We start from the raw sequence: 10,863 nt of genomic DNA, 5'->3' as shown, positions 1-10,863 counted from the left end.
TCGACGTTCGCGGCTGCTTCAACAAGCCTCGTGGTAGCTCAAAAATCGATCTTGAAGGCCTTGGTGAGACCAATGCCAACGGTCCACTGGTTCTTGTCGCCGATCATCGCCGTGATCGGGCTGCGGCGAGCATCGCCTACCAGGCGATCATAGCGGCCATAGACCTGGAACGTCCAATCCTCCGACAGATCATAGCTGGCGGATGCGGTCAGACCGATGGACTTCAGACCAGACCCCGCCTTAAACGCAGGAAGGCGCCCGTTGAGTGCGGATTCGTCGGGGGAGATGCCGAAATAGTTTTCCATATAGGTCTTGTCGCCAAAGGACAGGCGCGGACCGATCGACAACACCCAGTCATCCCCCACCTGGGCAAACGCATCGGAACCCACGTCATAGACAAGGCCGGTACGGTTGGTCAGCGCGCCGCGCACTTCGGCACGCACACGCCATTGATTGGGAAAGATCCAGTATTGGGCAAACGCACCGACCTCGAAACCGCCCTTGATGCGATAAAGGCCGTTCAACGAGGACGAATCATGCGGGCCGCGACCATCGCGCAGGCCAATCACGGGACCGGCACTGAAATTACCGAAATCGATCAGGCCGTAATCAATGCTGTCATCGGGCGGCGAAAATTCCTGAGGCTCATCCATGCGCCTGATGTCGATGGACGGCATTGCGGAGAAACGCCGATGGGAGGCGCCGGGATAGGACGGCGCCAATTCGATGCTGGTGCCAAGGGTGAGGATATGCGTCTTTTCCGACTTGTCTGAGGTATCTTCAGCCAGAGCAGGCTGAACTGCGGCTGCAGACGCAAGGGCAAAACCGAGCACAAAGGGAGCGAGCCTTGGGGCATTCCTCTCCATTTTTCTCAAGATCCCTGCCCCATAGACCAAATACGCATAACACTTTTGCCCGCGTCCCGGCAGGCTATCCCAATACCGTACGCCTTGAAGCGGCGATGTCAAATCAAAACACCATCCCCAGGATGCAGGACATCGGCTTTTTGCAATGAATTCTAATGGAGTAAAGCCCGGTACCGGCGCAAAGGCCGGGCGGCAGCGCTACTTGCGATTGACGACAAAGCCCTTGTCCGTCAATTGCATGGCGTCAAGATCCATGCCCATACCACGGGCAATCTTGCGCGCCGACGTGCTCACCTCCCGAAGTTTCGCAGGATCCGATTTGGCCTGCTCGACCGCCTCATCGACCACGACTGTTTGCAGGAGCAGAACTTCGCTCAGTTGCTGTTTCTCGGCGTCGGAGGCTCGGGCCATTGATCCGGCACCGTGCAGGGTCACTGCAGCCTGTGCGCGGATTGCATCGATCGTGGCGCGCGCGGGCGTATCATTGTTGCCGCGGCTGGCAGCCCATACGGTCGTCCACCACACGGTCAACACATCGGCAACATCATCCACCCGCAAGCCCTCGGGCCGGAGACGGGCATCGATGCTTTCAATCAGATCGCCCTGAGCAAACAGCTTTTGAAGCTCCGCCGCCATGGCAGGATCGGCAGCCCGCGTCTTCTCGACAATGTTGACCAGATTGGCCTTTCGCCGGCTTTTCGACGGCACGTAACGCAACGATACTGCCGCAGAGCTCTGCTCCCCCGCTTGCGGCTGCACGTTTGGCGTTTTCAAGCCTCTGGCACGTTCTTCATCCTGGCGCCGCAGGTCGCGCAGATGCAATCCAAGGACATCCGTCCCCGCGATTGACGGAATAATGTTGCTCCAGACCCAGATGTCACCAACCTCTGCCCTTGCCGGCCCAACGCTGGCAGTGCACATGACCAGAGCCGCCGCAATCACAACATTCCGCTTCATCATCAGGAACTCCCCTCGTCCAGACGCTATAGGGAGATGAAGGGACACCTCACCCTGCGCATGCCTCCCCACGACGGGCCGGGATGGTGCTCCGGCCGCTGTACCGAAGGTACAGAACGCCCGCTAAGGCGGACAGTTCCAAAATTCAATTCAGGAAAGTGCAGAAGCGATCATAGGAGAAACTGTGGCTGGGGCGCCAGGATTCGAACCTGGGAATGCCGGTACCAAAAACCGGTGCCTTACCGCTTGGCGACGCCCCACCAGTGCCGTTGCGAAGCAAGGATTAGCCTGCTTCGCGGCTGGTGGCGCCTGCATTAGCAAAGCTCGCCTGCCTCGGCAATCATCCGTAGCCGGATTTTTGACATTTTCGCGAAACCCATCCACATGCTACAGGATGTCGCGCAAAAGTGTGAAGCGGTTTTGCGATAACGACATGCGATAAAACAAACAATTGAAAGCGCACGCGCGCTCTCATTCGATGCGAAGCGCATGGCATCAGGAGGCAGGAATGGCAGACGAGACCGAGGGGCAGGCCCCTTCCTTCGATCTGGAGTTCCAGCCGCACCATGGACACGCGGTTCCTGTCGCACCGGGCGTTCAGCGCCTCACCTGCAACAACCCCTCGCCTTTTACCTTTCACGGCACCAACAGCTACATCATCGGCCCCGGCGATACCGTCGCCGTGCTGGACCCCGGGCCGGAAGACGATGCGCATTTCGAGGCGCTGATGCGGGCGATCGGTCCCCGGCGTGTCAGCCATATTCTGGTCAGCCACACCCACCGCGATCATTCGCCCTTGGCACGCCGCCTGCAGGCGGAGACGGGTGCGTTGACGGTGGCCGAAGGGCCGCATCGCGCTTCTCGTCCGCTTTACGCCGGCGAAACCAACCCGTTTGCCGAGAGCTCCGACATCAGTTTCGTGCCTGACATTGCGCTTGGGGATGGTCAAAGCCTTGAGGGCGACGGCTGGCAGATCACGGCTCTCCATACGCCTGGACATACCGCCAACCACTGCGCCTTCGCGCTGGATGGTACCGGCATTCTGTTTTCCGCCGATCATGTCATGGCCTGGGCAACCACGATCGTCGCTCCGCCTGATGGCTCCATGCGCGATTTCATGACCTCACTGGAAAAACTTCTGATGCGGCAGGATGCGCTGTATCTGCCCGGCCATGGCGGCCCGGTCCGCGAGCCAGCTTCCTTCCTGCGGGGCTTGCGCACCCACAGGCGCATGCGCGAACGGGCGGTGCTGGAGCGCATTCGTGCGGGCGACCGGCTGATTGCCGAGATGGTGAAGGTGATCTACGCTTCAACTGACCCGCGCCTGCACGGCGCTGCTGCTCTTTCCGTGCTGGCGCATCTGGAAGATCTGATCGAGAGCGGGCGCGTGGAAACGGATGGCCCGCCAAGGCTTGGTGGCGAATACCGGCTGGCGTGATCCATTACCGGATCAATTGCCGGCGATGCCCAGCAACTCCGCATCCAGCGCACGGAGAAAATTGTCTGCCAGCGCCGCGCTGAAACCCAGATCATGCGGGCCGTAGCGGCTGGCGACCCGTACATCCACCAGCGTCGTTTCCGCCTCCTCCCGCATGCGCACCAGCACATCGAAACGAAAGCCGAAGATAAGGCTTCGGCCCTCCCCCTGCAGCACCAGATCGCCGCCGCCTGCTTTCAAGGCGGGTGAAACGGGCACCGCATCCGGCCTTGGCAGCGGCACGGGAATGACATCCGCCACCGGTCCTTCCGGGTTGGGTGATCGCGCCGCAGGCTTGGTTGCGGGCGTCTGCTTCGCGCGCTTGGAGGATTTGTCCTCGCCGAAGCTGATGCGCACCGTCGGGCCGACACGCAGAACCGCTTCATAAATGCGATCGAGGCCACCTTCATAGCGACGGCCGGTGAGGCCGGGATAGGCCTGCCCCTGCGCCTGGCGATCCACCGGCGAGATAATGGACGGGCGGGTCAGCCACATCTGATCTGCGGCGGGTTGGTGTACCCAGGCTGGAGGATCGGCAATATCCGTGCTGACATCGTAAAGGCGCGGCAGCGTGAGATAGAGGTAGGCGCCGAACGCCGTCAGCCCCAGTGGAATAGCAGCATAGATCAGCGCCTTGACGGACGCCACGCCACCGCGCGCGCCTTCCTGCCATAGGCGGATGAGCCCAAGCATGGCAAGCGGCACCGAAAGCGCTGCAATGGCGGCAGAGAGCAGCACCAGCGCTACGAAGCTCGGCGTCGTCAGCGGCCCGAAACGGTGCGCGAGCAGAGCGATGACCAGCAGCAGCAGCGCGGACAAGCCAAGCCCGCGGGCTGCAAAGGCGGCAGTCGATACCGGGCGGACAAAGCGGACGGTCATGCGCTCCAATCTCGATTCGCAAGGCGTGACGAACTCAACGGGTTCTTGTAGTTCATGCACCGCCCTCCGTCACGCGTCCTGTCAATCGCGGCCATTGATCCACTCGATCTCACTTGCGTAAAGTCATTTGACATGACCTGCCTGGAAGCATTCGCCTTGCCCCCCATCCTCTATCTGACGACCAGGGACTATGCCCGCCGCACCGGCGGCTATGTCTACAACACAGAGCTTGTCGCGGCTCTTTCAGCGCAATCGGTGCCGGTGGAGCCGGTGGAACTGGAGACCGGTTTTCCCACCGTGCCGGAGAGCGAACGAGCGGCATTGCTGCAGCATCTGGGAAAGGCGGAACCGAGAACGATCATCCTGACAGACCACATCTACACCCACGATCTTCTCCCCGTTCTTGAGAAGGCAGGCGTGCCTGTTGTCTCAATCTTCCATCATTCGCTGGTCATCGAACAGGGAGACCGCACAGACGAAGCCTCAACCAAGACGCGACAGCGGGAGGGCGATGCGCTGCGTTTCAGCCATCGCATCATCACCACCTCCCATGAAAGCCGTGCCTATCTCCAGGCGCATTACGGCATCGCGCCGGATCGCATTCATGTGGCCGTTCCCGGCAATGCGCCGGTCAACCGCAGTGCAGCCAGCGCAGGCGATTTCCAGATCCTGTCCGTCGGCGCTGTCATTGCCCGCAAGCGCTACGATTATGTTCTAGACGTTGCGGTACATCTGCCGGCCAGGGGCTGGCGCTGGGCCATCGTCGGCGACCCGGCCCGGGACCCTTCGCTGGTTGCGGCGCTCAAGGCGCGCGCCGAAGCGCTCGGTCTGACGGATCGTGTGACCTTTGCGGGCGACGTTGCGGATGCAGCACTTGAAGACCTCTGGCAGCAAACCAGCCTCTATGTCGCCGCCTCCTATTACGAGGGCTATGGCATGGCCGTGGCCGAAGCGCTTCGTCATGGCGTTCCGGTTGTTTCCACCGCGTCCGGTGCCGTCTCCACCTGGACAAGCGCCGGCGTGACAGAGGCACCAGCCGATGATGCGGGCCAAATGGCTGCGCTGGTGCGCCGCTTCATGGATGAGCCGGGCTATCGGGCAGCCGAAGCGGAAAACGCATGGCAGTTCGGCCAGACGCTTTTGACCTGGGAGGAGACGTTTGCGGGCATGGCTGAGTGGCTGGCGGAGCGGTGACGGTTTCTGTCGAGACAGTTGGTAATACGATCAAGCGCGTTTCTTTTCGGCCTCGACCACATGCTGGCGCAGAACGCGATTGATTTCCGTCTGATAGGCAGCCCCATCGGCATTCTGTTTGAACCAGGCAAGAATGTCAGCGTCCAGACGGATCGTGATCGATTGCTTGACCGGCCGATAGAGGTCGCCACGGCGCGCCATCTGCCAATTCTCAACTGGCGCTTCCGGAATATCTACCACGTCGATAGATTCATCGGTCATGGCCTGCAGCCGTGCCAGTTCGCTCATGCGTTCCAGATCAGATTGCTTGCTGCTCATATCGCCACCTTTCATGGCTCGTAGCCTTTCGCGCGCCGATGATACGGATCACCTGTTCATCCTCACCGCGAGGATAAGTGTGAACCACCACCAGAACCGCGACGGCACCAACCATTCCCACAGCGTGCCATCGCTCTTCACCATCCACTGTCCTGTCAGGCAGGATCACATGGAGGGGATCTTTCCAGACTTCTCTTGCCAGCTCGAATGACACTTGGTGCTTCACGCGATTTCGGCGCGCCTTGTCCGGGTCCCATTCGAAGATCAGCTTAGCGTATAATGACATTTTTGTACATACAGCCCTAGCCCCTGCCCGCCTCAATCGCCGCCTGTGCCGCCGCAAGGCGCGCGATCGGCACACGAAAGGGCGAGCATGAGACGTAATCGAGGCCCACGCCCTCGCAGAAGCGGATGGAGGTGGGGTCGCCGCCGTGTTCGCCGCAGATGCCGAGCTTCAGATCCGGGCGCGTCTTGCGTCCCCGCTCCGCAGCGATCTGGATCAGTTCGCCGACGCCATCGAAATCCAGCGAGATGAACGGATCATGCTCGATGATGCCCTTGCGCTGATAGGTGGGGATGAAGGCCGCCGCATCATCGCGCGAAATGCCGAAGGTCGTCTGCGTCAGGTCGTTGGTGCCGAAGGAGAAAAATTCCGCCGTTTCGGCAATCACATGCGCGCGGATGGCCGCACGCGGCAGCTCGATCATGGTGCCAGCGAGATAGCCGATCGCCATGCCGGTTTCTTTTGAGACCTCGGCGGCCACCTGATCGATGCAGGATTTGACGTAATCGAGCTCGGATCTGAGACCGACCAGCGGCACCATGATTTCCAGCTCCACGGCAGCACCCGTGGCCTTGGCCGCGGCAGCCGACGCCTCGAAAATCGCTCGCGCCTGCATTTCGGCAATTTCCGGATAGGAGATCGCCAAGCGGCAGCCGCGATGGCCGAGCATGGGGTTGAATTCGTGCAGCGCCTCCACCCGGCGCGACAGCTGGCCGGGTTCCATGTTCATGGCCTCCGCCACTTCCTCGATTTCCGCTTCCGTCTTCGGCAGGAATTCATGCAGCGGCGGGTCGAGCAGGCGGATGGTGACCGGCAGGCCGGACATGATGGTGAAGAGTTCCGTGAAGTCGGAACGCTGCATGGGCAGAAGCTTGTCCAGCGCCGCGCGGCGCCCGGCTTCGTCTTCCGCCAGGATCATCTCGCGCATCACGTGGATGCGGCCACCTTCGAAGAACATGTGTTCTGTACGGCAAAGACCGATGCCTTCCGCCCCGAAGGAACGGGCGGCGCGCGCGTCTGTCGGCGTATCGGCATTGGTGCGCACGGTCATACGGCGCGCCTTGTCCGCCCAGGCCATCAGGCGTGCGAAATCGCCCGACAGTTCCGGCTGGATCATCGCCACCTCACCTTTCAGGATATGGCCCGAAGAACCATCGACGGTGACGATATCGCCGCGCCGGAAGGTGACGCCTGCACCGATCAGCAAGCCGTTGCGCAGGTCGACACGCATATTGCCGGCACCGACGACGCAAGGAATGCCCATGCCGCGCGCCACCACCGCCGCATGGCTGGTCATGCCGCCACGCGTGGTCAGGATGGCTTCCGCTACATGCATGCCGTGAATGTCTTCCGGGCTGGTTTCGATGCGCACCAGCACGACCTTGCGGCCCTCGGCTTCCGCCGCCACCGCATCCTCGGCGGTAAAGACGATCTCGCCGCTCGCAGCCCCTGGGGATGCAGGAAGACCTGAACCGATCACCACGCGCTCCACACGCGGATCGACGGTGGGGTGCAGCAATTGATCCAGCGAGGTGGGCTCGATGCGGGTGACGGCTTCCGCTTCCGTGATCACGCCCTCATCGACCATGTCGACGGCGATCTTCATGGCCGCACGGGTGGTGCGTTTGCCGGATCGCGTCTGAAGCATCCACAGCGTGCCGCGTTCGACGGTAAACTCCACATCCTGCATGTCGCGGTAATGGGCTTCCAGCCGCCGGCAGATGGCGGTGAATTCGGAAAACACCTCCGGCATCAGCTTTTCCATGGAAGGCTTGTCGGAGCCGGAGGCAAGACGCCCCTCCTCCGTCAGCGATTGCGGCGTGCGGATGCCCGCCACCACATCCTCGCCTTGCGCATTGATGAGAAACTCGCCGTAGAGGGATTTTTCGCCGGTGGACGGATTGCGGGTAAAGGCGACACCCGTCGCGGACGAGGAACCGAGATTGCCGAACACCATGGCCTGGATGTTGACCGCCGTTCCCCAGTCATGCGGAATACGATGCAGCGTGCGATAGGTGACAGCGCGCGCATTGGTCCAGCTGGAAAACACGGCGGCGACAGCCTTCCAAAGCTGCACTTGCGGGTCTTGCGGAAAGTCCTCGTCAAGCTCATCGCGGATCATCTGCTTGTAGAGATCGACGATATGCTGCCATTCGACGGCGGAAAGCTCGGTATCGTAATCATGGCCGAGGCGGGATTTTTCATCCTCCAGGATCTCCTCGAACACCTCGTGATCGAGACCAAGCACCACATTGCCATACATCTGGATGAAGCGGCGATAGCTGTCCCACGCAAAGCGCGCATCACCCGCATCGTGCCCCAGCGCCTGCACCGTCTGGTCGTTGAGCCCGAGGTTCAGAACCGTATCCATCATGCCGGGCATGGAGGCGCGCGCACCGGAGCGCACCGAGAGCAGAAGCGGCTTCGTGGTCCCCCCGAACTTTCGTCCTGTCAGCGCTTCCATTTCGGCCAGCACGTCCAGAACCTGGTTCTTCATCTCGTCTGGAAGGCTGCGTCCATTGGCGAAATACCAGCCGCAGCATTCGGCAATCACAGTCATGCCAGGCGGCACCGGTAAGCCCAGTGATGCCATTTCCGCGAGGTTTGCACCCTTGCCACCCAAAATAGCGACATCAGCGGCACTCCCCTCCGCCTTGCCTCCACCGAAACGGTAGACCCACTTCTTCATCCCACTCCTCCACCGGGCATTGCTGCTTCTTGTTTTCCCAAGGGTTTACAGGAAATTCCAGCCCTTGGAAACCAGCGGATGGAGGATTATGCTGCATTGCAGCAAAAATTGGACAAAAAACAGGGCGTAAGGCGACAGATCACCCTCGCCGCTCAAGCGCTTTGAGACAACGTGTCCGTTGCTGCGATTTCGTTGTGGAAGGGGAAAGCATAAGCGATGCAGGCTTTGCGGGGCCGCCTGCTCCGGCCCCGCAAAGCCTCCGGCAGGTACAGGAACCCCGCCGGGGGGTCTGGCATCACATGGGGGAGCGAACCCCTTTTATTCCTAAATCCTGAGGTACCATAACAAATGTTGCACCGGTAGCAGCGATATTATGTAGACAAGAAGTCGTAGCCAACCCTAAATTCTCTGGGATTCTGTATATCCTGTAACCAGAAAGGCCGGCACAAACCAAGGATTGGGGCCCTGACCACCGACCACACATTGGGAAGAACGCATCCCTGACCGACGCCGCTGCACAGCCATTGCTGTTTCTTATCCTAGGCAGACCTATTGAGCCTTGGCTGGCTCGCACCGGCGCCTATTGCGGTTAAACCGCACCCGCCCATTCGGCGAGCGCCGCAATCGTGGCCGGCAGATCCGTCATGCGGGAGATCACCGTTTCCGCACCGGCATCGGTGAGGCGATCCGCATGGCTGGGATAGGAGTGCGACGCACCCGTAAAGCCGATGACCTTCATGCCGGCGGCGACTGCACCATGCACGCCATGCACGGAATCCTCCACCACGACCGCACGCGAGGGTGAAACACCGAATTGCTTGGCAGCGTGCAGGAAGATGTCCGGCTTCGGCTTGACCCTATCCGGCCCCAGATCCTTGGCGGAAAAGATATTCGGCTCAAAAAAGGGCTTCAGGCCCACCTTCGTCAGCATCATATCCAGACGGTGGCTCGAGGAGTTGGAGCAGATGCAGCTTTGCGTGGTCAGTCGCGACAGGGCGAACTTGACGCCCTCGATGATCTTCACATCGCGGGCCAGACGCGCATCGAGCAGCTTTTCCGATTTGTCGATCAGCGAGGCGGAGAGCGGGATATCCACTTCCTTCTCAATGGTGAGCAGGATGTTCTGCCAGGTCATGCCGGCGAAACGTTCACCCATTTCCTCGACGCTGATCGGATAGCCCGATTCCGTCAGGAGCCTGGATTCGACCTGAGCCGCGATGATTTCCGAATCGACCAGAACGCCGTCGCAGTCGAAGATGATGAGGTCGAACCCGCTCATGAGATAGATAGTCCGTGGCAAATGAAAGGAAGCGGCCTGCCTACACCAAAAGAGAGGGAACAACAATTGCGCAGGCCGTACGGCGGCTCTGCGCCTGCGTCGATTTTTGAGAGGCAAGAGGGATTGCAATTCTCGACAACGAAACCGCCCCATCCTAAGCATGACGCATGAGCAAGAACACAGCCGACACCATCGCTTCACAGATTGCCCGCGCACTCGCGGACCGCATCATTCGTGGTGATCTGCAGCCCGGCGTGAGGCTGGCGCAGGACCATATCGCCGAAGAATTCGAGGCGAGCCACGTGCCGGTGCGCGAAGCCTTCCGCCGGCTGGAGGCACAAGGTCTGGTGGTTAGCATCCCGCGGCGCGGCGTGCGGGTTGCCACCTTCGACCTCACCCAGGTTCGCGAAGTAGCGGAGATGCGCGCCGCGCTGGAAGTGCTGGCATTGAAGAACGCCGCCCCTTTCCTGACGCCTTCCCTGCTGGACGAGGCCGAACATGTGACATCAGAGGGTGACGTCGCCGATACCGTCGATGCCTGGGAAGAGGCCAATCGCCGCTTTCATCGCCTGATCGTCACGCCTTGCGGCATGCCCCGCCTGCTGGCCGCTATCGACGACCTGCACTCGGTCAGTGCGCGCTTCCTGCTGGCCGGCTGGCAAAGCGGATGGGAGCGTCGCACGGACCACGACCACCGCGCGATCATCCATGCGCTGCGCCAGGGCAATGTGGCAGAGGCCTGCCTGATCCTGGAACGCCACGTTCAGTGGATTGGGAGGGCACCCGCACCGCGCGGCGGCGGCGAGACACCGGCTCGCTTTGCGATTGTCGGATAATTATAGATAATTCTCCGCAGCGTCGCATCTCTCCAAACACCGCGAGAACATCGGGTTTTGGTGCATTTTTACTCATAGGCTGCCC

At 60.9% G+C, this 10,863-nt stretch carries 10 protein-coding genes and 1 tRNA gene; 3 read left to right on the top strand and 8 right to left on the bottom strand.

Features of this window, described 5'->3' with window-relative positions; translation table 11 throughout:
* Positions 1-38 precede the first annotated feature (38 nt).
* From Q2T52_RS04535 to Q2T52_RS04525, 3 genes are all read right to left on the bottom strand, one after another.
* Positions 39-866, bottom strand: a complete 828-nt coding sequence (locus tag Q2T52_RS04535; RefSeq protein WP_302075467.1) for a MipA/OmpV family protein — start codon at positions 864-866, stop codon at positions 39-41.
* 198 nt (positions 867-1,064) lie between these two features.
* Entirely contained in the window at positions 1,065-1,826 is a 762-nt protein-coding gene (locus Q2T52_RS04530; RefSeq protein ID WP_302075466.1) for a DUF6683 family protein, read from the bottom strand.
* Positions 1,827-2,008: 182 nt separating this feature from the next.
* Positions 2,009-2,083 (bottom strand) — tRNA-Gln (locus Q2T52_RS04525).
* A gap of 248 nt (positions 2,084-2,331) precedes the next feature.
* On the opposite strand from Q2T52_RS04525, the gene Q2T52_RS04520 reads away from it, so the two are divergent.
* Positions 2,332-3,261 carry an MBL fold metallo-hydrolase gene (locus tag Q2T52_RS04520; protein WP_302075465.1) on the top strand — a complete coding sequence of 310 codons (930 nt, stop codon included), beginning with the start codon at positions 2,332-2,334 and terminating at the stop codon, positions 3,259-3,261.
* A gap of 12 nt (positions 3,262-3,273) precedes the next feature.
* Here Q2T52_RS04520 and Q2T52_RS04515 read toward each other — a convergent pair whose 3' ends face one another.
* Complete coding sequence (locus tag Q2T52_RS04515; protein WP_302075464.1) at positions 3,274-4,179, bottom strand: DUF1499 domain-containing protein; 906 nt, start codon at positions 4,177-4,179, stop codon at positions 3,274-3,276.
* 156 nt (positions 4,180-4,335) lie between these two features.
* Between Q2T52_RS04515 and Q2T52_RS04510 the strand changes: the two genes are divergently transcribed.
* Positions 4,336-5,373, top strand: a complete 1,038-nt coding sequence (locus Q2T52_RS04510) for a glycosyltransferase family 4 protein (protein WP_302075463.1) — start codon at positions 4,336-4,338, stop codon at positions 5,371-5,373.
* 30 nt (positions 5,374-5,403) lie between these two features.
* Here the strand turns inward: Q2T52_RS04510 and Q2T52_RS04505 are convergent, their stop codons facing one another.
* The 4 genes from Q2T52_RS04505 to Q2T52_RS04490 all read right to left on the bottom strand — a co-directional run bounded on the left by Q2T52_RS04505 (position 5,404) and on the right by Q2T52_RS04490 (position 9,942).
* The gene (locus tag Q2T52_RS04505; protein WP_302075462.1) at positions 5,404-5,691 is read right to left on the bottom strand and encodes a BrnA antitoxin family protein; all 288 of its coding nucleotides are present in this window, start codon (positions 5,689-5,691) and stop codon (positions 5,404-5,406) included.
* Entirely contained in the window at positions 5,672-5,977 is a 306-nt protein-coding gene (locus Q2T52_RS04500; protein WP_302075461.1) for a BrnT family toxin, read from the bottom strand. Before Q2T52_RS04500 ends, Q2T52_RS04505 begins: the two co-directional genes overlap by 20 nt.
* A 16-nt stretch (positions 5,978-5,993) precedes the next feature.
* A complete protein-coding gene (gene ppdK / locus Q2T52_RS04495; protein WP_302075460.1) occupies positions 5,994-8,663 on the bottom strand; it encodes a pyruvate, phosphate dikinase in 2,670 nt (889 codons plus the stop codon).
* Between the two features lie 589 nt (positions 8,664-9,252).
* The gene (locus Q2T52_RS04490; protein ID WP_302075459.1) at positions 9,253-9,942 is read right to left on the bottom strand and encodes an HAD-IA family hydrolase; all 690 of its coding nucleotides are present in this window, start codon (positions 9,940-9,942) and stop codon (positions 9,253-9,255) included.
* A 167-nt stretch (positions 9,943-10,109) separates the two neighbouring features.
* Here Q2T52_RS04490 and Q2T52_RS04485 point away from each other — a divergent pair, with 167 nt between their 5' ends.
* The gene (locus Q2T52_RS04485; RefSeq protein WP_302075458.1) at positions 10,110-10,778 is read left to right on the top strand and encodes a GntR family transcriptional regulator; all 669 of its coding nucleotides are present in this window, start codon (positions 10,110-10,112) and stop codon (positions 10,776-10,778) included.
* Positions 10,779-10,863: the final 85 nt, after the last annotated feature.

This window comes from Rhizobium oryzicola (genome assembly GCF_030504645.1).
GTDB lineage: Bacteria > Pseudomonadota > Alphaproteobacteria > Rhizobiales > Rhizobiaceae > Neorhizobium > Neorhizobium oryzicola.
The sequence above is the reverse complement of the archived record's forward strand: the minus strand, read 5'-3'. Positions and strand labels throughout refer to the sequence as shown.